Source organism: Streptomyces sp. NPDC060002 (assembly GCF_042737245.1).
Taxonomy (GTDB): Bacteria; Actinomycetota; Actinomycetes; order Streptomycetales; family Streptomycetaceae; genus Streptomyces.
Genome location: NZ_JBHWUW010000083.1, coordinates 1 through 22,440 on the forward strand (window position 1 = coordinate 1; position 22,440 = coordinate 22,440).

A 22,440-nucleotide genomic window follows, 5' to 3' on the forward strand; every position below is an offset into this window, starting at 1 on the left:
CGCCCGGTGTTGCACCGGGCGCCCCCTCCTCGTGATGACGCGGTCTACTCCCCGAGCAGGGCCCGTACCCGCTCCTGGCCCACGGCCAGCAGCAGGGTGGGCAGCCGCGGGCCGGTGTCACGCCCCACCAGCAGGTGGTAGAGCAGGGCGAAGAACGTCCGCTGGGCGGTCTTGATCTCCGGCGGGAGCTCCTTGGGCGTGGCGTCGGCGGAGAACCCGGCCTGGACCTTGGGGACGCCGTAGACGAGGTGGGTGAGGCCGTCCAGCGACCAGTGGTCGGCGAGTCCGTCGAGCAGGAGGCGCAGGGACTGCCGGGAGGCCTCGTCGAGGGACTTCAGCAGCTCGGCGTCGACTTCGGCGCGGACGATGGTGCGCTGGTCGGCGGGGACATGGGTGTTGATCCAGGCCTCGGCCTTGTCGTACCGGGGCCGGGCCTCGTCGAGGGAGCCGAGCGGGTTCTCCGGGTCGAGGTCGGAGAGGATCCGCAGGGCCTGGTCCTGGTGTCCGGCGGTGATGTCGGCGACGGAGGCCAGCGTCCGGTACGCCAGCGGCCGGACGGTGCGCGGCAGCTCACCGGCGGCCGTGCCCACCGCACGGGCGTGCGCGGCGATGTCGGCCGGCAGAGCGGACCCGTCGGCGACCTTGGCGTCCAGCTTGTCCCACTCGTCGTAGAGCCGCTGGATCTCCTGGTCGAAGGCGATCTTGAAGGACTGGTTGGGGCGGCGGCGTGCGTAGAGCCAGCGCAGGAGCTGCGGCTCCATGATCTTCAGCGCGTCGGCGGCGGTGGGGACACCGCCCTTCGAGGACGACATCTTCGCCATGCCGCTGATGCCGACGAAGGCGTACATGGGCCCGATGGGCTGCTTGCCGCCGAAGATGCCGACGATCTGGCCGCCGACCTGGAAGCTGGACCCGGGCGACGAGTGGTCGACGCCGCTCGGCTCGAACACGACGCCCTCGTACGCCCAGCGCATCGGCCAGTCGACCTTCCAGACCAGCTTGCCGCGGTTGAACTCGTTCAGCCGGACGGTCTCGGCGAAGCCGCAGGCGGTGCAGGTGTAGGACAGCTCGGTGGTGTCGTCGACGTACGAGGTGACCGTGGTGAGGTCCTTCTCGCAGTTGCCGCAGTAGGGCTTGTACGGGAAGTAGCCCGCCGAGCCGGCCGAGCCGTCGTCCTCGTTCGCCGCGCCGGACCCCTCGGCCGCCTCGAGTTCGGCCTCGTCGAGCGGCTTCTGCTGCTGCTTCTTCGCGGGGGCCTTCTTGGTGCGGTACTGCTCGAGGATCGCGTCGATGTCACCGCGGTGCTTGACCGCGTGCAGGATCTGCTCACGGTAGACACCGGAGTTGTACTGCGCCGTCTGGCTGATCCCGTCGAACTCCACGCCGAGCTCGGCCAGCGACTCGACCATCGCCGCCTTGAAGTGCTCGGCCCAGTTCGGGTGTGCCGAGCCCTGCGGGGCCGGGACGGAGGTCAGCGGCTTGCCGATGTGCTCGGCCCAGGAGTCGTCGATCCCGGCGATGCCCTGCGGCACCTTGCGGAAGCGGTCGTAGTCGTCCCAGGAGATCAGGTGGCGGACCCGGTGTCCGCGGCGGCGGATCTCGTCGGCGACGAGGTGCGGGGTCATGACCTCGCGGAGGTTGCCCAGGTGGATGGGTCCGGAGGGGGAGAGCCCGGACGCGACGACGACCACCGGATCGGTGGCGGGTGATGTCGCTTTGCCGGCGGCCCGACGCTCCGACTCCTCGATGACCTCGTCCGCGAAACGGGAGACCCAGTCGGTGGTCTCGGTGCTCAGAGCCACGATCGGCACGTCCTCTTGTTCTGAAGGGTTCCGGGTTTGAAGTGCGTTTCATTGTCCCAGACGGCCCCGCGCCCGGGAAAACGGCTTTACCCCCCATGGGATACTGACTGCGTCTATCCATCCCCACGAGGAGAACGGCACCCACTCCTATGGCCCCGGTCACGTCCCTCAGCCACTCCGTCGAACAGCACCTCACGTCCGCTCTCTCGGCCACCCTGCCGGAGGCCGCCGGCGCGGACCCGCTGCTGCGACGAAGCGACCGGGCCGACTTCCAGGCCAACGGCATCCTGGCGCTGGCCAAGAAGGCGAAGGCGAACCCGCGGGAGCTGGCGACGCAGGTCGTGTCCCACGTGGTCACGGGTGATCTGATCGGCGAGATCGAGGTCTCGGGCCCCGGCTTCCTGAACGTGACGATCACCGACGGCGCGATCACCCGGAACCTCGCGGCGCGGTACGCGGACGCGGACCGCCTGGGCGTGCCGCACTCCGGCCGGCCCGGCACGACGGTCATCGACTACGCCCAGCCGAACGTGGCGAAGGAGATGCACGTCGGTCATCTGCGGTCGGCGGTCATCGGTGACGCGACGGTGCAGATCCTGGAGTTCACCGGCGAGAGCGTGGTCCGCCGGCACCACATCGGCGACTGGGGCACCCAGTTCGGCATGCTCATCCAGTACCTGGACGAGCACCCGCACGAGCTGGACCACAAGGAGTCCCAGGTGAGCGGCGAGGAGGCGATGTCCAACCTCGACCGCCTCTACAAGGCCGCGCGCCGGCTGTTCGACGCGGACGACGAGTTCAAGACCCGTGCCCGGCGCCGGGTGGTGGACCTCCAGGCGGGCGACCCGCACACGCTCGCGACCTGGCAGAAGTTCGTCGACGAGTCGAAGATCTACTTCTTCTCGGTCTTCGAGAAGCTGGACATGGAGATCCGGGACGAGGACATCGTCGGTGAGTCGGGCTACAACGACATGCTGGCGGAGACCTGCCGTCTCCTGGAGGAGTCCGGGGTCGCGGTCCGCTCCGAGGGGGCGCTCTGCGTCTTCTTCGAGGACGTCAAGGGCCCGGACGGCAACCCGGTCCCGCTGATCGTCCAGAAGTCGGACGGCGGCTACGGCTACGCGGCGACCGACCTCTCGGCGATCCGTGACCGTGTCTTCAACGTCAAGGCGAGCACGCTGCTGTACGTGGTGGACGCCCGTCAGTCGCTGCACTTCAAGATGGTCTTCGAGACGGCGCGCAGGGCGGGCTGGCTGAACGACGACGTCAAGGCTCAGCAGCTGGCGTTCGGCACGGTCCTCGGCAAGGACGGCAAGCCGTTCAAGACCCGTGAGGGCGAGACGGTCAAGCTGGTCGACCTCCTCGACGAGGCGGTCGAGCGGGCCACGACGGTGGTCCGGGACAAGGCCGTGAAGGTGGGCCTGTCCGAGCCGGAGATCGTGGAGAACGGCCGGTACGTGGGCGTCGGCGCGGTGAAGTACGCCGACCTGTCGACGTCCGCCGTGCGGGACTACAAGTTCGACCTGGACCAGATGGTCTCGCTGAACGGCGACACGTCCGTCTACCTCCAGTACGCGTACGCCCGGATCCAGTCGATCCTGCGCAAGGCCGGCGAGGCCCGCCCGGCCGCCCACCCGGAGCTGGAACTGGCCCCGGCGGAGCGGGCGTTGGGCCTGCACCTGGACCAGTTCGGCGAGACGGTGCACGAGGTCGCGGCGTCGTACGAGCCGCACAAGCTGGCGGCGTACCTCTACCAGCTGGCCTCGCACCTGACGACGTTCTACGACCAGTGCCACGTGCTGTCCCCCGACAACCCGCCGGAGGTCGTCGAGAACCGCCTGTTCCTGGTGGACCTCACGGCCCGCACCCTCCATCTGGGCATGGCCCTGCTGGGCATCCGGACGCCGGACAAGCTCTGACCGACCGGACAACTCTGACCGACCAGCGGCGCCCAGGGACGCTCGACGTACCGCGGCCCGGCCTCCCTCCCGGTTTCCGGGGAGGGCGGGCCGCGCCAGGCAGGCGGAGCCGGCCCGGCCCGCGAGCCCCACGACCACGGTCACCACAGCCACCCCGGCGGACGGGGCCACACCGGTCGGCCATCGAAGGAGTGCTTCGCGGCCCGGGTGGGCCGCTCCCAGGAACCAACTCCTCGCACTCGCACGTCCCACCCTTCGACGACGTGTGAACACCATGGGCAGGAGCGGCAGTTGGGCGGCGCGGACGACCCGTCGACCGGTGACGCCCTGATCGGCTTCCTGCTGGTCGGAGGCGCGGGTGTGGCCATCCCGGCCGTCGTCGTCCTCCCGCTCGTCGGCCTGGGCATCTGGCTGACGCACGCCTGGCGCCGTCGGCGCGCGAGACACTCCGCCTGACGGCCGTCGCGGGCCGGACGGGACACACCGGCCCGGGCCGGTGTCAGTGCCTGCCCTTACAGTCACCGGCATGGCGACTCTTCCCAATCCGCTCCCCAAGCTGGCCTCCGATCCCAGCGGCCGCTCCCTCGGCCTCCAGCTCCCGCCGGGCCGGCTGATCGACACGACGGACGAGGGGGTGTGGCACGAGCCGTTGCTGTGGCACGCGGAGCAGTCCGCCTCCTCCGGCAACTGGACGGCCCTGGGCGGGACGGCGGGGCGGGCCGGGCTGCTTCCCGTCCTGGTCGACCTCGGCGGCTCCCAGGGCGGCCCGTCGGAATGGGAGTTGATGCCCGCCGAGGTGTCGTACCCCGGGGACCACGACGCGGAGGAGGTCCTCGCGCAGTACTGGCAGGAGTGCGCGGCGGACGGCGAGGAGTGGCCCGGTCTCGCCGCACCCGGCACCCTGACGGCGGACCCCGACGCTCGCGCCGCGCGGATCGCCGACACCCTTGCGGAGCAGGGGGCTTCCTGGTTCAGCTCGCCGCATGTCGCCCTGGTCCCCGCCCGCCGCAGCGCGGACGTCCCGGCGGCCGTCGGCTGGTCCGGCCCTGCCAACCACGAGAACGACACCGCGCGTCTGTGCGCCGTCCTGCGCTCCTGGGAGGACCGCTTCGGCATACGGGTCGTCGGCCTCGGCTTCGACGTCCTGGCCGTGTCCGTCGCGGCCCCGCCCGGCACCCTCGCGGAGGCACAGCGCATCGCCGCCGAGCACTTCGCGTTCTGCCCGGACAACGTCCTCCAGGGCCCGGGCACCCTGGAGGCCTATGCCCAGCAGCTCGTCGGCGAGCCCACCTGGACCTTCTGGTGGGACTGATCCGACAGACCGGCGCTACCCGGTGAGCCCCCGCCCCAGCCTCCGCAGCCCCTCCCCGATGTCCTCCGGGGTCTGCGTCACGAAGCACAGCCGCAGGGTCGAGCGGTCTGGCTCACCGGCGTAGAAGGGAGCGCCGGGGACGTAGGCCACGTCCTGGGCGACGACCCGCGGGAGCAGGGCCGTGGTGTCGTACGACTCGGGAAGGCGGGCCCAGAGGAACATGCCGCCCTCGGGCCTGGTCCACACCGACCCCGCCGGGAGGGCGTCCGCGAGGCCCGCGAGCATGGCGTCCCGGCGCTCCCGGTACACGGCGGCGACCCGGGCCACATGCGCGTCCAGGTCGAAGGCGGTCAGGTACCGGGCCGCTGCGAGCTGTTTGACGGTCGGGGTGTGCAGGTCGGCAGCCTGCTTGGCGACGGCGCAGGCCCGGCGCAGCTCGGCCGGCGCGCGCAGCCAGCCCAGCCGGATGCCGGGTGCCATGACCTTGGAGAAGGAGCCGAGGAGGACCGTACGGTCGCGGGCCTCGGGGTGGGCGGCGATCCACGGGACGCGCTCGCCGTCGTAGCGGAGTTCGCCGTAGGGGTCGTCCTCGACGATCCACAGGCCGTGCCGGGCGGCGACGGCGGCGACCGCGGCGCGGCGCTCGGCGGGGAGTGTGCGGCCGGTGGGGTTCTGGAAGGTGGGGACCGTGTAGAGGAGCTTGGGCCGTTCGCGGACCACCAGATCGGCGAGCGCCTCGGGGTCCAGGCCGTCCGCGTCGCCGGGCACCGCGACGATCCTCGCTCCCGCCAGACCGAAGACCTGAAGGGCGGCCAGGTAGCAGGGGGCCTCGACGAGCACCGTGTCGCCGGGGTCGAGGAGAGCGCTCGCCAGCAGGGACAGGCCTTGCTGGGAACCCGTGGTGACGAGGAGGTCGTCGGCGGTCGTGGGCAGTCCGCGGGCCGTCGTCCGTGCCGCCAGCCGCTCACGCAGACTCGGCTCGCCCTCGGTCGTGGCGTACTGGAGGGCCTGGGCCGGAACCTCCTCCAGCGCGTACCGGAACGCGGCGGCCACGCCCTCGCGGTCGAACAGCTCCGGCGCGGGCAGCCCGCCCGCGAAGTTGATCACCTCGGGGCGGGCGGTGACGGCGAGGATGTCCCGCACGGGCGAGCCGCCGACCGACCGGACCCGGGCGGCCAGCGGAGGCACGGAGGCGGCACCGGACGGGGGGCCGGGGGCGGGGCCGGAGGCGGGGCCGGGGGCGGGGACGGAGGCGGGGGCGGGCGCACTGGGCGACTCGGCTGCGACAGTCATGCCCGCACCCTAGGGAGATACATGCCATCTACACACGGGTTTCTGCCATGTGGACAGCGGCACGCGTTCACACGGAAGACGAAGGTGAACCCGAGCTCCGTGTAGGTCCGTCGGACGGCACGGGCCGGCCCCGGATGCAGTTCGTCCGGGAGGTGGGTGAGGACGACCCTCTCCCGGCGGGCAGCGCCTCCACCAGCTCCCGCAGCACGGGGTGCGCCGCCTCGTCCTCGACGAAGTGCAGGACCGCGACCAGACACAGGGCAGAGGCTTTCCCCCGGCAGCAGGGCGTCCCGCGTCCCGTCCCGTCAGGGCACTGTCATCGCAGGTCAGACGCCATGGGACCGGGCCGGCGTCCCGACTTGCGCTGCGGATGTGGAAGGTCGCAGGCCGTACGGCTCAGGCTTGCCCCATGCCCACACGCCCCGCTCCCCCCACCCGCCGCCGCTTCCGGCTGCTCGCCGCCACGCTGACCGCCACCGCCGCGCTCACCCTCACCGCGTGCCGCGACGGCGAAGGCCTGCGCGACGAGGGCCCGTCGGGCGCCGGCACCGTGACAGGGACGGGCGCCCTGACCGGGTCGGGCACCCTGACCGGATCCGGCGCCTACGGCGCAGGAGAGGCTCCCGCCGGCCCCCACGCGGAGCCGCCGAGCGGGAACTCGTAGTCGGGCCGCCCGTTCTCGCCGCTCGTACGGAACGGCCTGCCCTTGTCGTCGATCGTCACCGTGCCGTGCCGTGCACCGCTGGACCAGGACAGCTCCAGGTACCAGCGCACGTCGTACGCGGAGGCGTCGGCGGTGACGTAGTAGACCTCCGGGTCGGACTCGCTCACCTTGAACGGGAAGTTCTTGTGCCCCGCCTCGGGCACCAGCGCCGGCCGCTCCGCGTCGAGGGCGACGGAGAAGGCGCGTGTCGGTACACCGCCACCGCAGCCCACGCCCGGGTAGCCCATGGCGTAGTCGTTCCAGGCGAGCGGCGCGCCCTTGCCGACGGTCCGGACCGTCAGGCTGTCCACGACGACGGTCTCCTCGCCGGTCCCCTGCACGGTGACCTCCAGATACTGCTCCCCCGCCGACACGGCCCCGTGCCGGGCCACCCACGCGGGAGCGTCCTGCTCGACGGGCGGCGGCGCGACCTGCCCCGGCCCCCGCTCGATCAGATAGTGCTGGCTACAGGGGTCCACCCAGGCGTACGGACGGGTGGTGACCGTCAGCGGGACGGGGTCGTCGGCCCCAGCCCCCGGCGCCGCCGAGGAGCCGGCGGTGGCGGAGCCCGACGGGGAGGCGGACCCCGAGGCCGAGGCCGACGCCGACGCGGACGCGGACAGGGACGGCGACGCGGACGCGGACGCGGACGACGAGGACGTGCTCCCCGCTCCCCGCCCCTGCACGGACGGCGTGCCGGCCGCACTGACACCGTCCCCCTCGCCGGACCCGCCGGACGGCAGGGTCAGGGCGAGCGCCAGGGCGACCGAGCCGATGGCGGCCACGACACCGACGCCGGCGAGGACCAGGGAGCGGCGGGTACGTCGGGTCCGCTCGTCCCGCACGCCCGCGGCCACGACAACCGGGCCCAGAGCCATCGCGTCCTCAGCCACGGCGTCCACGACCGCCGTCTCCGCAACGGCCTCGCCGCCGGCGACGCCCGCGGCGGCGTCCGCCTCGGCCGTAGTCCCCTTCCGCCCCCGCACCGCGTCCGCCAGCACCCACCGCCGGTGCAGCTCGACGAGCTCCTGAGGCGACGCCTTGCAGAGCCGTGCCAGCCGCTCCACGGGCGCGTAGTCCGTGGGGACGGCGTCCCCGTTGCAGTAGCGGTGCAGCGTCGACGTACTCATGTGGAGCCGTTTCGCGAGCATCCCGTAGCTCAGCCCGGACCGCTCCTTCAACTCCCGCAGCAGCTCGGCGAACTCGGTCGCAGACACCGTTCCTCCACTCCCCATGTCCCATCCCCACGTTCCAGGGATGGTCCGTTTCCCCAGGTCAAACCTATTGCGGGCATTCCAGCGTCCCTGATCGTCCGCCGACCGTGGCGGCCGGGACGGATCCCCCCACAAGCTTTGGCCATCCAAGCACGCCGCTTCAACCCGGCTTTCCGGAAGAGGACTTCACCATGCGTATCCGCCGCACCAGCCATCTGCTCGCCCTCACCGCCCTGGCCGCCCTCGCGCTCACGGCGTGCAAGGACGGGACGGGCGTAAACGACGAGGGCGCGTCGCACCCGGCATCGTCGACGGCCACGGCGGCTCAGCCCACACCCGGCACGGACAAGAGCACCGGCACCGGCACCGGCACGACCCCGCCGAAGGACACGACGGGCTCGACGGGCTCGACCGGCTCATCCAGCAAGACGGACGGCAAGACAGGCGGCGACACGGGCGCCGGCTCGGGCGGCAAGACGGGCGGGAAGGCCGACGACACCGCCTCCGACACCCGCGTCCTCTGCAACGGCTCGAACACCAAGGTCACGGCGCAGCCGGTCGCCCGCCCGCTCAACCACATGCTGCTCACGGTGACCAACACCGGCAGCAGGACCTGCGACCTGACCTACAACCCCGTCGTGCGCTTCGACGAGATGCAGTGGGTGCCGCAGGCCGCCGAGGAGACGCAGCCGCAGGCGGTGACCACCCTCGCGCCCGGCGAGTCCGGCTACGCGGGCGTCCTGCTGTCCGCCGCCGACGGCAGCGGCGACGGCGGACAGACGGCCAAGAAGCTGACGGTCGCCTTCCAGGGCTACACCCCCAACAGCGACGGCGGCGCCTCCGCGACGCCGAGCCTGCCCGCCAAGGGCGTCTACTACGACAGCTCGCTGGCGGTGACGTACTGGCAGCAGGACGTGGACGACGCGCTGTCCTGGTGAAGGCGGGTGAACTACCGCAGCTTCTGGGCCACTTCGGTGGCCCAGTAGGTGAGGATGTTCCGCGCTCCGGCCCGCTTGATGCCGGTCAGCGTCTCGAGGATCGCCTGGTCGCGGTCGATCCAGCCCTTCTCGGCGGCGGCCTCGACCATCGAGTACTCGCCGGAGATCTGGTAGGCGACGACCGGCACGTCCACGGCGTCGGCGACCCGGGCCAGGACGTCGAGGTAGGGGCCGGCCGGCTTCACCATGACCATGTCGGCGCCCTCCTCCAGGTCCAGCGCCAGCTCGCGCAGCGACTCACGGAGGTTCGCCGGATCCTGCTGGTACGTCTTCCGGTCGCCCTTCAGGGACGATCCCACGGCCTCCCGGAAGGGCCCGAAGAAGGCGGAGGAGTACTTGACGGTGTACGCGAGGATCGAGACGTCCTCGCGGCCGATCTGGTCGAGGGCATCGCGGATGACCCCGATCTGCCCGTCCATCATCCCGCTGGGCCCGACGACATGGGCACCCGCGTCGGCCTGGACCTGTGCCATCTCGGCGTACCGCTCCAGGGTGGCGTCGTTGTCGACGCGCCCCTGCTCGTCCAGCACCCCGCAGTGCCCGTGATCGGTCGTCTCGTCCAGGCACAGGTCGGACATGACGAGCAGGTCGTCCCCGACCTCGGCCCGCACGTCCCGGATGGCGACCTGGAGGATCCCGTCCGGGTCGGTCCCGGGCGTGCCGAGCGCGTCCTTCTTGGACTCCTCCGGCACGCCGAAGAGCATGATCCCGGAGACCCCGGCCTGTACGGCCTCCAGCGCGGCCTTCTTCAGGCTGTCGCGCGTGTGCTGCACGACGCCGGGCATGGCCTGGATCGGCACCGGCTCGCTCACGCCCTCCCGCACGAAGGCGGGCAGGATGAAGTCGGCCGGGTGCAGCCGGGTCTCCGCGACCATGCGCCGCATGACGGGGGTGGTGCGCAGCCGCCGGGGACGCGCACCGGGAAAGGAACCGTACTTCGTCATGGCTTCTACGCTACGCCCGGCGCGGGGACCTACTTGCCGACGCACTGTCGACCCACCAGCCCGACGCCGCCTCGCAGAGCGAGGACCCGCAATCAGCCCGACGGCGCCTCATGGTCGAGGCGCACACATCCAGCCGACGGCGCCTCATCGGCGAGGTGCACAATCCAGCCCGTCCGGCGTTTGAGGACGAGGCCCCTTCAGGGCCGAAGCGGGGGTCCGGGGGCGGCAGCCCCCGGGACAGCCACCCCCGCCGCTCAGGTAGCCCGTCGCCTCCGCGCTCCCGGCCGCCGCTCGCTCGGCCGGCTGACCGGGTCCCCGGCCTCCTGCGCGGCAGCGCGCCGCCGGAGCCCGAAGTCGGCCAGCGCCTCGGCCAGCTTGAGCACGGACGGCTCGGGCGCCATGACGTCGACCCGCAGCCCGTGCTCCTCGGCCGTCTTGGCCGTGGCAGGACCGATGCAGGCGATGACCGTCACGTTGTGCGGCTTGCCGGCGATGCCGACCAGGTTCCGCACGGTGGACGACGAAGTGAAGAGCACGGCGTCGAACCCGCCGCCCTTGATCGCCTCGCGCGTCTCCGCCGGCGGCGGCGAGGCCCGCACGGTCCGGTAGGCCGTGACGTCGTCGACCTCCCAGCCCAGCTCGATGAGCCCGGCGACCAGGGTCTCGGTGGCGATGTCGGCGCGCGGCAGGAACACCCGGTCGATCGGGTCGAAGACGGGGTCGTACGGCGGCCAGTCCTCGAGGAGCCCGGCAGCCGACTGCTCACCGCTCGGTACGAGGTCGGGCTTCACACCGAAGGCGACCAGCGCCTTCGCCGTCTGATCGCCCACCGCCGCGACCTTGATGCCCGCGAAGGCACGCGCGTCGAGCCCGTACTCCTCGAACTTCTCGCGCACCGCCTTGACGGCGTTCACCGAGGTGAAGGCGATCCACTCGTAGCGGCCCGTCACCAGGCCCTTGACCGCACGCTCCATCTGCTGGGGGGTGCGCGGCGGCTCGACGGCGATCGTCGGCACCTCGTGCGGCACGGCTCCGTACGACCGCAGCTGGTCGGAGAGCGACACCGCCTGCTCCTTCGTACGCGGTACGAGCACCTTCCAGCCGAACAGCGGCTTGGACTCGAACCACGACAGCTGGGCGCGCTGGGCGGGGGCGGAACGCTCGCCGACCACGACTATCACCGGCCGGCCGCCCTCGGGCGAGGGCAGTACCTTCGCCTGCTTCAGCGTCTGCGCGATCGTGCCCAGGGTCGCCGTCCACGTCCGCTGACGCGTCGTCGTACCGGCCACCGTGACCGTCATCGGCGTATCGGGCTTGCGCCCCGCCGACACCAGCTCGCCGGCGGCGGAGGCCACCGAGTCGAGGGTCGTCGACACGACGACCGTGCCGTCGGACGCCCCGACCTCGGTCCAGCAGCGGTCCGAAGCCGTGCGCGCGTCGACGAACCGGACGTCGGCGCCCTGCGCGTCCCGCAGCGGGACACCGGCGTACGCGGGCACGCCGACGGCGGCCGCGACACCGGGTACGACCTCGAAGGGAACACCGGCCGCCGCGCACGCGAGCATTTCCGCGGCCGCGTACGTATCAAGTCCGGGGTCCCCGGTCACCGCACGGACGACCCGCCTGCCGCCCCGTGCGGCCTCCATGACAAGATGTGCGGCATCGCGCACAGCGGGTACCTCAGCGGTTGTTGACGCGCCGTCAACGATCGTCGGGAGGGGCGCGCCCGTGCCCGGAGGAGAGTCCGACGAAGGACCCTCTTCCGTGTTCACGACGGCGACGCCCGGCCTCGCGTGCGTCCGTACGACGTCGAGCACCTCGTGCTCGGCGACGAGGACGTCCGCGTGCGCAAGCGCCTCCACGGCGCGCAGAGTCAGTAGTCCCGGATCCCCGGGTCCGGCACCCAGGAAGGTGACGTGCCCGTGTTCAGGACCAGCGGCTGGAAGGGTGGTGGGGCTCACAGTGCTCGCTCCCCCATCAGACCGGCCGCGCCCTGGGCGAGCATCTCGGCTGCGAGTTCGCGACCGAGCGCCATTGCCCCGTCGTGCGTCTCGGGCACGGGACCGGTGGTGGACAGCTGCACCATGCGCGTGCCGTCGGTCGTACCGACGACTCCACGCAGGCGCATTTCGTTGACAATCTGCCCGTCGGCCAGAAGGTCGGCCAGCGCGCCCACAGGGGCGGAGCAGCCGGCCTCCAGGGCGGCGAGCAGGGACCGTTCGGCGGTCACGGCGACCCGGGTGAAGGGGTCGTCGAGCTCACCGAGCGCGGCGATCAGTGACGCGTTGTCCGCGGCACACTCGATCGCCAGTGCTCCCTGGCCGGGAGCGGGCAGAACCGTGTCTATCGACAGGAAGTCGGTGACCTCGTCGATGCGGCCGATGCGGCTGAGGCCGGCCGCAGCCAGCACCACCGCGTCCAGCTCGCCGTCGTGCACGTACCTGATCCGCGTGTCGACGTTCCCGCGGATCGGTACGGTCTCGATGTCCAGCCCGTGGCTGCGCGCGTACGCGTTCAGCTGCGCCATGCGGCGCGGCGCACCCGTACCGATGCGTGCCCCGCGCGGCAGGTCGGTGAACTTCAGCGCGTCCCGGGCGACGATCACGTCGCGGGGGTCCTCGCGCACCGGTACAGCGGCCAGGACCAGGTCCTCGGGCTGCGTGGTCGGCAGGTCCTTCAGCGAGTGAACCGCGAAGTCGACCTCGCCCTTGGCCAGCGCGTCGCGCAGCGCGGTCACGAAGACGCCCGTGCCGCCGATCTGCGCGAGGTGCTCGCGGGAGACATCACCGTAGGTGGTGATCTCGACGAGTTCCACGGGCCGTCCGGTCACCTGGCTCACGGCGTCCGCGACCTGCCCGGACTGGGCCATGGCGAGTCTGCTTCGCCTCGTCCCCAGTCTCAGTGCCTTCGTACTCATGCCGCTCATGCCGGCCCTCGGTTCTCTGCGTTCTTCTCGGTGCTTTCCTCGGCCCGGGACACGGCGGCCACCGCTTCCGGGTCGAGGTCGAACAGGGTCCGCAGCGCGTCCGCGTACCCGGCGCCGCCGGGCTCGGCCGCGAGTTGCTTGACCCGTACGGTCGGCGCGTGCAGCAGTTTGTCGACGACCCGCTTGACGGTCTGGGTGATCTCGGCGCGGTGCTTGTCGTCCAGGCCTGGCAGCCGCCCGTCGAGCCGGGCGATCTCCGTGGCCACGACGTCGGCGGCCATGGTGCGCAGGGCGACCACGGTCGGCGTGATGTGCGCGGCCCGCTGTGCGGCGCCGAAGGCGGCGACCTCGTCGGCGACGATCCGCCGCACCTGGTCGACGTCGGCGGCCATCGGCGCGTCGGCCGAGGCCTCCGCCAGCGACTCGATGTCCACCAGCCGCACGCCGGCCAGCCGGTGCGCGGCCGCGTCGATGTCCCGCGGCATGGCCAGGTCGAGCAGGAAGAGGACCGGCTCCGGCCGGACGAGCGTGGCGACCGGCTCGGGCCGGCGGCGCTCGGGGATACGTCCCAGGGTGGCGGCGGTCGCGGCGAGCGCGATGATCAGCTCGGCGTCGGTCTCGGGGCCTCGCCGGGCGGCGAGCCGGCGGTCCACGGTCGCGTTGTCGACCCAGGCGGCGTGCTGCTCCAGCGTCGCCGCGTCCATGCCGGCGACGGCGGCCTCCCCCAGCACGGAGAACCCGGACTGCTGCACGGGGGCCTGCTGTACGGCGGCCAGGTCGAGGGGGCAGTTCTCGTCGGTGCCGACCGAGGTGGGCGGCAGCGGTCGTACGTCCGTCGCCGCGACCTCCTCGTCGAAGGCGACGGGCGCCCCGGTGCGGCCCTCGACGGCCTCGGCGACCGACTCCGCCGTCAGGACCAGGCCCGTCGCCCCGGTACAGGAGACGGCCACATCGGCACGTGTCAGCTCGGCCGGCACCGACTCCATCGGTACCGCGCGGGCCGACACGTCCGTGTCCTCGGCCTCGGTCAGTATCTGTGCGAGCCGCTCGGCCCGGTCGGCGGTGCGGTTGGCGACGACGATCTCGGCGACCCCGGCGCGCGCGAGCGTGGCGGCGGCCAGCGAGGACATCGAACCGGCGCCGATGACCAGCGCCTTCTTGCCCCGCGCCCACGCGGTCACGTCCCCGCCCGCGGCCAGCTGCTCCAGGCCGAAGGTGACCAGGGACTGCCCGGCGCGGTCGATGCCGGTCTCGGAGTGGGCGCGCTTGCCGACCCGCAGGGCCTGCTGGAACAGGTCGTTCAGCAGCCGTCCGGCGGTGTGCAGCTCCTGCCCCCGGGCCAGGGCGTCCTTGATCTGCCCGAGGATCTGCCCCTCGCCGACGACCATGGAGTCCAGGCCGCAGGCCACCGAGAAGAAGTGGTGGACGGCACGGTCCTCGTAGTGCACGTACAGGTAGGGGGTGAGCTCCTCGAGCCCCACCCCGCTGTGCTGGGCGAGCAGCGTGGACAGCTCGGCGACGCCGGCGTGGAACTTGTCCACGTCGGCGTACAGCTCGATCCGGTTGCAGGTGGCGAGGACCGCGGCCTCGGCGGCCGGTTCCGCGGCGACCGTGTCCTGGAGCAGCTTGAACTGGGCGTCCGTGGACAGCGAGGCCCGCTCCAGCACGCTGACGGGGGCGCTGCGGTGGCTCAGCCCGACGACGAGGAGACTCATGCCGGCATCACGGCGGGTACGTCCCCGTCGGGTCCCTGGTCGGTGGAGTCGGCGCGGCCCGCGGCGGCTACGGCGCTCTCGTTCGCCGCGGCCTCCTCGCCGGCCTTGCGCTGCTCGTGGAAGGCGAGGATCTGGAGCTCGATGGAGAGGTCGACCTTGCGCACGTCGACGCCGTCCGGGACGGTCAGCACGGTCGGCGCGAAGTTCAGGATGGACGTGACGCCCGCGGCCACGAGCCGGTCGCAGACCTGCTGGGCGACGCCCGGCGGGGTGGTGATGACCCCGATGGAGACGCCGTTGTCGGAGATGATCTTCTCCAGGCCGTCGCTGTGCTGGACGGAGATCCCGGCGACCTGCTTCCCGGCCATCGCGGGATCGGCGTCGATGAGCGCCGCGACCCGGAAACCACGCGAGGCGAAGCCGCCGTAGTTGGCCAGGGCCGCGCCGAGGTTACCGATTCCGACGATCACGACCGGCCAGTCCTGGGTGAGCCCGAGCTCACGGGAGATCTGGTAGACGAGGTACTCGACGTCGTAGCCGACACCCCGCGTTCCATAGGAGCCCAGGTAGGAGAAGTCCTTGCGCAGCTTGGCGGAGTTGACCCCAGCCGCGGCCGCGAGCTCCTCGGAGGAGACCGTGGGTACCGAGCGCTCCGACAGTGCGGTCAGCGCGCGGAGGTACAGCGGAAGCCGGGCGACGGTGGCCTCGGGAATCCCTCGGCTACGGGTCGCCGGTCGGTGAGTTCGGCCAGTTGCCACGGTGCTCCTGCGGGTAGAGCGGGGCTGTAGGCGGTCACACGTAACCAGACCGCCCCGTCGACAGCAGGCTATGTCTTTGTGAACGCGTGCACAAAGATGGTGTCCGATTTGCCCGGCCAACGTGACCGGGGTCACGCGCAACATTCCAGGGGGCAAAACCGCCACTCTCCTCGTGAATCCCGCCCCCGAGACAAAACCGCCATCGATCCTAAGCGACGTTCGGTACAGCCTTGTACTGCTCGGTCAGTTCCTCACCCGGCCAGTTCTTTGCGCAGGCGACTCTCGTCCACCCGCCAGAAGGTGTGCTGCCTGCCGTCGACCAGCACGACCGGGATCTGCTCCCAGTACTGGTCGTACAGTTCCCGGTCGTCGGCGATGTCCTTCTGCTCCCAGGACACACCGAGTTCCCCGCAGACCTTCTCGATCACGCGCTCGGCGTCGTCACACAGATGACAACCGGACTTACGAATGAGGGTGACCGACCGCTCGCCCGTAGCGGCCTTACGTCGAAAGAGGGGAGTCATACCGCCATTCTCGCGCTTCTTCAACGGCGCGGTCGCGGAGAGTTCACACCCTTCGAACCTCTCGGCTCCGGAACCACCGAACAGACTGGCTATGCTCACGCCATGGCCGCTCTAGGATGGCTCACTCCCCGTAGGCGCTCCGCCACGGCGCGGAGCGTGTTGGCAGGCGAGGCCTCGGCGGAGGCAGCCCGCAAGTCCACCCAGGAAAACCTGGACTCCCAGGAGACCCTGGCACCCCTGGACACACCCGACCGGGAGCCGCAGTTCCCGGTGCACGGCGACGCGATGGCCGCCGCCTTCTTCGACCTCGACAACACCGTGATGCAGGGCGCCGCGCTCTTCCACTTCGGCCGCGGTCTGTACAAACGCAAGTTCTTCGAGACCCGTGACCTGGCCCGCTTCGCCTGGCAGCAGGCGTGGTTCCGGCTGGCCGGCGTCGAGGACCCCGAGCACATGCAGGAGGCCCGCGACTCGGCGCTCTCCATCGTGCAGGGCCACCGGGTCTCCGAGCTGATGTCGATCGGCGAGGAGATCTACGACGAGTACATGGCCGAGCGCATCTGGCCGGGCACCCGGGCCCTCGCCCAGGCGCACCTGGACGCGGGCCAGAAGGTGTGGCTGGTCACGGCGGCCCCGGTGGAGATCGCCCAGGTGATCGCCCGCCGCCTCGGCCTGACCGGCGCGCTCGGCACGGTCGCGGAGTCCGTCGACGGCGTCTACACGGGCAAGCTGGTGGGCGAGCCGCTGCACGGCCCCGCGAAGGCGGAGGCGGTACGCGCGCTGGCGGCGGCGGAGAACCTGGACCTCTCCCGCTGCGCCGCCTACAGCGACTCCCACAACGACATCCCGATGCTCTCCCTCGTCGGCCACCCCTACGCCATCAACCCCGACGCCAAGCTCCGCAAGCACGCGCACAAGCTCGACTGGCGGCTGCGCGACTACCGCACGGGCCGCAAGGCGGCCAAGGTCGGCATCCCGGCCGCGGCCGGCGTGGGCGCGGTGGCGGGCGGCACGGCGGCGGCGATCGCGCTGCACCGACGACGGCGCTGACGACAACGACGACACAGGCAACCCGACGGAGCGGCCGAGGCGTAACAGCCCGGCCGCTCTTTCGCGTTACCGGACAACACCCCACACCGGGCACCGAACCCGACCAATCCGACGGTCGTACCCCCGTAACCCCCCGTCCAGTCCTGTTGTCCGCGCACAGCCACAACACGCCCCGGACCGACCCGAAACTCGAACCATTTCGATCAACAATCGTTCACCCTACGCAACTTGATCGAGCGTCAATAGGCCACAGAAGCGACGTAATCGATGATTTGAGCAACTCGGTGTAGCAGTGCCTGCACGAAGCGTTATTCTCCTCAGACGCAATCCGGTCCCCCTTCCGTCGCCACGACGGGTGAACGGTCCGGTACTGCACGTGATGCAAGCTCTGCCTCTGGGAGTCCCGTGTACCCACACGTCGGGGTTGACACCTCGGGCCTGGCTACGCTGCGCGCAACGGTCGCTACGGTCCATGACCTCTTGCGCGGCGTCGTCCCCACCGCGTACGCCGTCCCCGCCTTCGCCACCACCGCTCCGCTCGGCCCGTGCTACGCACTGGCCGACGGCAGCGCCGCGGTGGGCAGACGAGGACGCTCGGCCGGCGCGGCCACCGCCCGTCGGCCGGCCGCCGACAGTGACAGCGCCCGCATGATGGACCTCGTCGAACGCGCCCAGGCCGGCGAAGCCGACGCGTTCGGGCGCCTGTACGACCAGTACAGCGACACGGTCTATCGCTACATCTACTACCGAGTGGGTGGCAAGGCGACCGCCGAGGACCTCACCAGCGAGACGTTCCTGCGCGCCCTGCGCCGCATCGGGACGTTCACCTGGCAGGGCCGCGACTTCGGCGCCTGGCTCGTCACCATCGCCCGCAACCTCGTCGCCGACCACTTCAAATCGAGCCGTTTCCGGCTCGAGGTGACGACCGGCGAGATGCTCGACGCCAACGAGGTCGAGCGCTCACCCGAGGACTGCGTCCTGGAGTCCCTCTCCAACGCCGCGCTGCTGGACGCCGTACGCCGGCTCAACCCACAGCAGCAGGAGTGCGTGACGCTCCGGTTCCTCCAGGGGCTCTCCGTCGCCGAGACCGCGCGCGTGATGGGCAAGAACGAGGGTGCCATCAAGACGCTCCAATACCGGGCCGTCCGCACCCTCGCCCGCCTGCTGCCGGAAGACGCCCGCTGAAACCCGTCCCCCGCCCACGACCGACGCCACACACTCCGTGACGCCAACTCACCTTCAGTGAAAGTCCGTTGTCTTCCCGATCCGATCATCCGCAGTCCGTAACCCAAGTGCCGCGCCAGTCGTTGTGCGGGATACAGGCTCCCTGTGGTCACGTCCTGGCCGACCCCGATCACTCGATCGTGTGGATCCGGTCCAGGGCGTGCAACCGTCAGGACCCCAGGGGAGTCGACCGTCATGACGAGAGGAGGTGCCGCCAGTGATCGCGAACGTATCGGCGCACCGGCGGGCGAACGCCTTCGCCCAGGCCTGGGAGGAACAGTCCGACTGTTCCTCCCAGGGCACGGCGGCCGAGCAGACCGAAGGATCACCGCCGGCTCCGGCCGCAGCGGACCAGACCGGGCAGGGCCATCTTCTGGCCCTCGCCACGAGTCTCGCCGAGCTGCCCAAACCGGAGTTCGATCCCGAGGTCAAGGTCGTCCAGCGGGCCCAGTTGGTCGCCGCTATGGAGGCCATGTTGCAAGCGGGCACCGCGGGAGGCGAAGCGGCGGACACTTCGGTACCGGAGCAACGCTCCCACCGGGCCAGGGGCACGCACCGGGCCGGTCCCCTGGGCAAGTTCCGACCGCGTTCCCGCCTTGCCAAGGGCCTCACCGCGGGCGGCCTCAGCGTCGGCGTCGCGGCGGGCGCCTTCGGCGGCGTCGCCGCGGCGAGTTCCGACGCCCTCCCGGGCGACGGGCTCTACGGGCTGAAGCGCGGCATCGAGGACTTCAAACTCAACTACCTGGCCGACGGCGACGACGAGCGCGGCCGGACCTATCTCGACCAGGCCTCCACCCGGCTCAGCGAGGCTCGTCGACTCATGGAGCGAGGCCGCAGCGGCGACCTCGACCACGAGTCCCTCGGCGAGATCCGACGCGCCCTGAACGGCATGCAGCACGACGCGTCGGAAGGCCACCGGCTCCTCCACGAGGCGTACGAACGCGACCCGAACTCCCTGGGACCCATCCAGGCCCTCGACGCGTTCTCCCGCTCGCACCGCGAGGTCTGGGGCGCCCTGCGCGACCGCCTGCCGGTCCAGCTCGGCGACGTCAGTCAGCAGGTCTCGTCGGTCTTCGAGGCCATAGACGAAGAGGTCGCCCCGCTGCAGTCCCTCCTCCCGCGGCCCCCCGCCCCGGGCGGCGGCGGCACCCGTGAGGGCTCCGGCTCGGCGTCCACCGGCACCTCGGACACCGGCCGCCACGGAACCACCCCCGGCACCGGTACCGGCCACGACCCGACCGACGGGACCGGCGCCGACACCGGAAGCCCCAGCAGGTCGTCCACCTCCGGCACCACCGACGACGGCCTGCTCGGCGGCAACACCGGCGGCCTTCTGGACCCCCCGAAGGAAACCGGCGGCACCGCTCCGACCACCATCGTCCCCAGCACCCAACCGGACGTCACCCTCCCACCCCTCCTCCCCGGCCTGCTCCCAGGCCTGGGCATCGACAGCGAGGACGCGGAGTAGCACAAGCCCGTATGACTGTGGGGGCGCCCCCTCTCAAAACGAGGAGCGCCCCCACAGCCGTACCCAGAACTAGAAAAACACCGACCGCCGCTGCACCAACAGTCTGGCCCCCCTGTCTGCCGGCCTCGCACCGCTCCGCGGGCTTCGCCCGGCTGCGCCGGACTCCGTCCGTCGGCTCACCGCAGCGCGACACGGCCCCCGAGCTCGGCCCCCGGCCACCCGGTCAGAAAAACACCGACCGCCGCTGCACCAACAGTCTGGCCCCCCTGTCTGCCGGCCTCGCACCGCTCCGCGGGCTTCGCCCGGCTGCGCCGGACTCCGTCCGTCGGCTCACCGCAGCGCGACACGGCCCCCGAGCTCGGCCCCCGGCCACCCGGTCAGAAAAACACCGACCGCCGCTGCACCAACAGTTTGTAGAGCGTGTGCTGGATCTGTTCGCGTACCTGGTCCGTCAGGTTGAACATCAGCATGGGGTCCTCCGCCGCCTCCGGCGGGTAGCCGTCCGTCGGAATCGGCTCGCCGAACTGGATCGTCCACTTCGTCGGCAGCGGAATCCCGCCCAGCGGTCCCAGCCACGGGAAGGTCGGCGTCAGCGGGAAGTACGGGAAGCCGAGCACCCGTGCCAGCGTCTTCGCGTTGCCGATCATCGGGTAGATCTCCTCGGCCCCCACGATCGAGCAGGGGATGATCGGAGCGCCCTGGCGCAGTGCCGTGGAGACGAATCCGCCCCGGCCGAACCGCTGAAGTTTGTAGCGCTCGCTGAAGGGCTTCCCGATGCCCTTGAAGCCCTCAGGCATCACCCCGACCAGCTCGCCCTGGCCGAGCAGCCGTTCGGCGTCCTCCGCGCAGGCGAGGGTGTGCCCGAGCTTGCGGGCCAGTTCGTTGACGACCGGCAGCACGAAGACGAGGTCGGCGGCCAGGAGTCGCAGGTGCCGGCCCGCCGGGTGGTGGTCGTGGACGGCGACCTGCATCATCAGGCCGTCCAACGGCAACGTCCCGGAGTGGTTGGCGACGATCAGCGCGCCACCCTCCGCCGGGATGTTCTCGACGCCCTTCACCTCGACCCGGAAGTACTTCTCGTACAGCGGCCGCAGCAGAGACATCAGGACCTGGTCGGTCAGTTCCTCGTCGTAGCCGAAGTCGTCGACCTCGTAGTCGCCCGTGAGACGCCGGCGCAGGAAGGACAGCCCACCCGCGATCCGCCGCTCCAGGGCGCCCGCGTCCTTGTCCAGCCGTTCCTCACCCGTCACAGGAACATCATCCTGCCCAACCGCCCCGGTGGGCAGGGGCTGGACCTCACCGACCTCGCCGGCCTCGCCGATCTCCCGGACCGGCGCGGGCTCGCCGTTCCGGCGCCGGCTCACCGCGCCCCGGCGCCGGGGCGGCCGCGCTACGGCGCTCCCCCGGGACCGGTCGTCGTCGAACGGAATGACCTTGGCATCCGCCATCGTTGATGCGCTCCTCAGTTGGCGCTCTGCGTCGGGAGGTGGACCGGGGCGTGGCCGCCGCCCGGCAGGGACAGCGCGGCGATCCGGTCGACGGCCCCGGCAACGGCCTCGGGCGGCAGGAGTCCGGGTCCGTGACTGCGTGCGAAGTCCGCGAAGGTCTCCGCCGTGGTGTACCGCGGCATGAACCCCAGCGTCTCGCGCATCTGGGCCGTGGACACGACCCGGCCGTGGGTGAGCAGCCGGATCTGCTCGGGCGAGAAGTCCGTCATGCCCAGCGTACGCACCAGCGACCCCGCCCAGGTGACGGCAGGCAGCAGCAAGGGCACGGTGGGCCGCCCGAGCCGCCGCGAACACTGCGACAGCAACAGCGCACCGTCCCCGGCGATGTTGAAGGTGCCGCTGTTGAGGGTGCCCCGCCGCGGTTCGTGCGAGGCGATCCGCAGCACCTCGATCACGTCGTCCTCGTGCACGAACTGGAGCCGGGGGTCGTAGCCGAGCACGGTCGGCAGCACGGGCAGCGAGAAGTACGAGGCGAGCGGCGTCTCGGCGGTCGGCCCCAGGATGTTGGCGAACCGCAGCACGCACACGGCGACATCGGGCCGCCGCCGGGCGAACCCGCGCACATACCCCTCGACCTCGACGGCGTCCTTGGCGAAGCCTCCGCTGGGCAGCGACTTGGGCGGGGTCGTCTCGGTGAACACGGCGGGATCACGCGGCGCGGACCCGTAGACGTTGGTGGAGGACTTGACCACCAGCCGCTTCACATTCGGCGATTTCTGACAGGCGCCGAGCAGCTGCATGGTCCCGATGACGTTGGTCTCCTTGACCGTGGTCCGGCTCCCCCTGCCCAGCGCGGTCGCCGTCACGTCCAGGTGGACGACGGTGTCGGCACCGGTCTCGGCGAGCACCCGCGCGATGGTGGGCTGCCGGATGTCGGCCTCGATGAAGTCGGCGCCCCCGAGATGGTGCTCGGGCCGCACCGCGTCCACGGCGACCACCCGGTCGACCTGTGGGTCACGCTGGATCCGTCGTACGAACCGGCCCCCCAGCTGACGGGCCACTCCGGTAACGAGCACGACCTTTCCCAAGATCAGCGCCTTCCTTCCGTACTGGAACCGCCGGCTGCCCTGCCGTGTTCCCGT

19 protein-coding genes and 1 pseudogene are annotated in these 22,440 nt (G+C 71.4%); 8 read left to right on the forward strand and 12 right to left on the reverse strand.

Annotated features, from left to right (window positions below; genetic code table 11):
- Window positions 1-44: 44 nt before the first annotated feature.
- The gene (lysS, locus tag ACFWBD_RS38780) at window positions 45-1,811 is read right to left on the reverse strand and encodes a lysine--tRNA ligase (protein WP_385678031.1); all 1,767 of its coding nucleotides are present in this window, start codon (window positions 1,809-1,811) and stop codon (window positions 45-47) included.
- A 140-nt stretch (window positions 1,812-1,951) separates the two neighbouring features.
- On the opposite strand from lysS, the gene argS reads away from it, so the two are divergent.
- From argS to ACFWBD_RS38795, 3 genes are all read left to right on the forward strand, one after another.
- On the forward strand, window positions 1,952-3,721 hold the full coding sequence (gene argS, locus ACFWBD_RS38785) for an arginine--tRNA ligase (RefSeq protein ID WP_385678034.1): 1,770 nt from the start codon (window positions 1,952-1,954) through the stop codon (window positions 3,719-3,721).
- Between the two features lie 291 nt (window positions 3,722-4,012).
- The gene (locus tag ACFWBD_RS38790) at window positions 4,013-4,177 is read left to right on the forward strand and encodes a hypothetical protein (RefSeq protein WP_385678037.1); all 165 of its coding nucleotides are present in this window, start codon (window positions 4,013-4,015) and stop codon (window positions 4,175-4,177) included.
- Window positions 4,178-4,247: 70 nt separating this feature from the next.
- Window positions 4,248-5,033, forward strand: a complete 786-nt coding sequence (locus tag ACFWBD_RS38795; RefSeq protein WP_385678040.1) for a DUF4253 domain-containing protein — start codon at window positions 4,248-4,250, stop codon at window positions 5,031-5,033.
- Window positions 5,034-5,048: 15 nt separating this feature from the next.
- On the opposite strand, the gene ACFWBD_RS38800 is transcribed toward ACFWBD_RS38795, so the two are convergent.
- Complete coding sequence (locus ACFWBD_RS38800; protein ID WP_385678043.1) at window positions 5,049-6,326, reverse strand: PLP-dependent aminotransferase family protein; 1,278 nt, start codon at window positions 6,324-6,326, stop codon at window positions 5,049-5,051.
- 71 nt (window positions 6,327-6,397) lie between these two features.
- Window positions 6,398-6,588 (reverse strand): annotated as a pseudogene (locus ACFWBD_RS38805) (SAM-dependent methyltransferase); the annotation flags it as partial.
- Between the two features lie 147 nt (window positions 6,589-6,735).
- Here ACFWBD_RS38805 and ACFWBD_RS38810 point away from each other — a divergent pair.
- Complete coding sequence (locus tag ACFWBD_RS38810; protein ID WP_385678046.1) at window positions 6,736-6,990, forward strand: hypothetical protein; 255 nt, start codon at window positions 6,736-6,738, stop codon at window positions 6,988-6,990.
- Here the strand turns inward: ACFWBD_RS38810 and ACFWBD_RS38815 are convergent.
- Window positions 6,930-8,246 carry a helix-turn-helix domain-containing protein gene (locus ACFWBD_RS38815; RefSeq protein WP_385678049.1) on the reverse strand — a complete coding sequence of 439 codons (1,317 nt, stop codon included), beginning with the start codon at window positions 8,244-8,246 and terminating at the stop codon, window positions 6,930-6,932. The two genes, ACFWBD_RS38810 and ACFWBD_RS38815, sit on opposite strands and share 61 nt — an antisense overlap.
- Window positions 8,247-8,434: 188 nt before the next feature.
- Here ACFWBD_RS38815 and ACFWBD_RS38820 point away from each other — a divergent pair, with 188 nt between their 5' ends.
- Window positions 8,435-9,181: a DUF4232 domain-containing protein gene (locus tag ACFWBD_RS38820; protein ID WP_385678052.1), complete on the forward strand. Its 747-nt coding sequence runs from the start codon at window positions 8,435-8,437 to the stop codon at window positions 9,179-9,181.
- Window positions 9,182-9,192: 11 nt separating this feature from the next.
- Here ACFWBD_RS38820 and hemB read toward each other — a convergent pair whose 3' ends face one another.
- The 6 genes from hemB to ACFWBD_RS38850 all read right to left on the reverse strand — a co-directional run bounded on the left by hemB (window position 9,193) and on the right by ACFWBD_RS38850 (window position 16,108).
- Entirely contained in the window at window positions 9,193-10,185 is a 993-nt protein-coding gene (gene hemB, locus ACFWBD_RS38825) for a porphobilinogen synthase (RefSeq protein ID WP_385678055.1), read from the reverse strand.
- A 254-nt stretch (window positions 10,186-10,439) separates the two neighbouring features.
- On the reverse strand, window positions 10,440-12,146 hold the full coding sequence (locus ACFWBD_RS38830) for a uroporphyrinogen-III synthase (RefSeq protein WP_385678058.1): 1,707 nt from the start codon (window positions 12,144-12,146) through the stop codon (window positions 10,440-10,442).
- Complete coding sequence (gene hemC, locus ACFWBD_RS38835; protein WP_385678061.1) at window positions 12,143-13,102, reverse strand: hydroxymethylbilane synthase; 960 nt, start codon at window positions 13,100-13,102, stop codon at window positions 12,143-12,145. The genes ACFWBD_RS38830 and hemC overlap by 4 nt, the downstream gene beginning before the upstream one ends.
- A 5-nt stretch (window positions 13,103-13,107) precedes the next feature.
- The gene (locus ACFWBD_RS38840; RefSeq protein WP_385678064.1) at window positions 13,108-14,826 is read right to left on the reverse strand and encodes a glutamyl-tRNA reductase; all 1,719 of its coding nucleotides are present in this window, start codon (window positions 14,824-14,826) and stop codon (window positions 13,108-13,110) included.
- Window positions 14,823-15,584 carry a redox-sensing transcriptional repressor Rex gene (locus ACFWBD_RS38845; protein ID WP_385678066.1) on the reverse strand — a complete coding sequence of 254 codons (762 nt, stop codon included), beginning with the start codon at window positions 15,582-15,584 and terminating at the stop codon, window positions 14,823-14,825. The genes ACFWBD_RS38840 and ACFWBD_RS38845 overlap by 4 nt, the downstream gene beginning before the upstream one ends.
- 251 nt (window positions 15,585-15,835) lie before the next feature.
- Window positions 15,836-16,108, reverse strand: a complete 273-nt coding sequence (locus ACFWBD_RS38850; RefSeq protein WP_314225500.1) for a glutaredoxin family protein — start codon at window positions 16,106-16,108, stop codon at window positions 15,836-15,838.
- A gap of 102 nt (window positions 16,109-16,210) precedes the next feature.
- On the opposite strand from ACFWBD_RS38850, the gene ACFWBD_RS38855 reads away from it, so the two are divergent.
- From ACFWBD_RS38855 to ACFWBD_RS38865, 3 genes are all read left to right on the forward strand, one after another.
- Window positions 16,211-17,158 (forward strand): HAD-IB family hydrolase, encoded by a 948-nt coding sequence (locus tag ACFWBD_RS38855; RefSeq protein ID WP_351768587.1) that lies wholly within the window; start codon window positions 16,211-16,213, stop codon window positions 17,156-17,158.
- A 405-nt stretch (window positions 17,159-17,563) separates the two neighbouring features.
- The gene (locus ACFWBD_RS38860; RefSeq protein WP_385678071.1) at window positions 17,564-18,343 is read left to right on the forward strand and encodes an ECF subfamily RNA polymerase sigma factor, BldN family; all 780 of its coding nucleotides are present in this window, start codon (window positions 17,564-17,566) and stop codon (window positions 18,341-18,343) included.
- 256 nt (window positions 18,344-18,599) lie between these two features.
- Entirely contained in the window at window positions 18,600-19,850 is a 1,251-nt protein-coding gene (locus ACFWBD_RS38865) for a DUF5667 domain-containing protein (RefSeq protein WP_385678075.1), read from the forward strand.
- 377 nt (window positions 19,851-20,227) lie between these two features.
- On the opposite strand, the gene ACFWBD_RS38870 is transcribed toward ACFWBD_RS38865, so the two are convergent.
- The gene (locus tag ACFWBD_RS38870) at window positions 20,228-21,298 is read right to left on the reverse strand and encodes a lysophospholipid acyltransferase family protein (protein ID WP_385678078.1); all 1,071 of its coding nucleotides are present in this window, start codon (window positions 21,296-21,298) and stop codon (window positions 20,228-20,230) included.
- Between the two features lie 14 nt (window positions 21,299-21,312).
- Window positions 21,313-22,386, reverse strand: coding sequence for an NAD-dependent epimerase/dehydratase family protein (locus tag ACFWBD_RS38875; RefSeq protein WP_385678081.1), 1,074 nt, complete (start codon window positions 22,384-22,386; stop codon window positions 21,313-21,315).
- Between the last annotated feature and the right edge of the window lie 54 nt (window positions 22,387-22,440).

Coding starts and splice junctions, on each gene's coding strand:
- argS (WP_385678034.1), top strand. CDS start 1,952: ATGGCCCCGGTCACGTCCCTCAGCCACTCCGTCGAACAGCACCTCACG.
- ACFWBD_RS38795 (WP_385678040.1), top strand. CDS start 4,248: ATGGCGACTCTTCCCAATCCGCTCCCCAAGCTGGCCTCCGATCCCAGC.
- ACFWBD_RS38800 (WP_385678043.1), bottom strand. CDS start 6,326: ATGACTGTCGCAGCCGAGTCGCCCAGTGCGCCCGCCCCCGCCTCCGTC.
- ACFWBD_RS38810 (WP_385678046.1), top strand. CDS start 6,736: ATGCCCACACGCCCCGCTCCCCCCACCCGCCGCCGCTTCCGGCTGCTC.
- ACFWBD_RS38820 (WP_385678052.1), top strand. CDS start 8,435: ATGCGTATCCGCCGCACCAGCCATCTGCTCGCCCTCACCGCCCTGGCC.
- hemB (WP_385678055.1), bottom strand. CDS start 10,185: ATGACGAAGTACGGTTCCTTTCCCGGTGCGCGTCCCCGGCGGCTGCGC.
- hemC (WP_385678061.1), bottom strand. CDS start 13,102: ATGAGTACGAAGGCACTGAGACTGGGGACGAGGCGAAGCAGACTCGCC.
- ACFWBD_RS38840 (WP_385678064.1), bottom strand. CDS start 14,826: ATGAGTCTCCTCGTCGTCGGGCTGAGCCACCGCAGCGCCCCCGTCAGC.
- ACFWBD_RS38850 (WP_314225500.1), bottom strand. CDS start 16,108: ATGACTCCCCTCTTTCGACGTAAGGCCGCTACGGGCGAGCGGTCGGTC.
- ACFWBD_RS38855 (WP_351768587.1), top strand. CDS start 16,211: ATGGCCGCTCTAGGATGGCTCACTCCCCGTAGGCGCTCCGCCACGGCG.
- ACFWBD_RS38870 (WP_385678078.1), bottom strand. CDS start 21,298: ATGGCGGATGCCAAGGTCATTCCGTTCGACGACGACCGGTCCCGGGGG.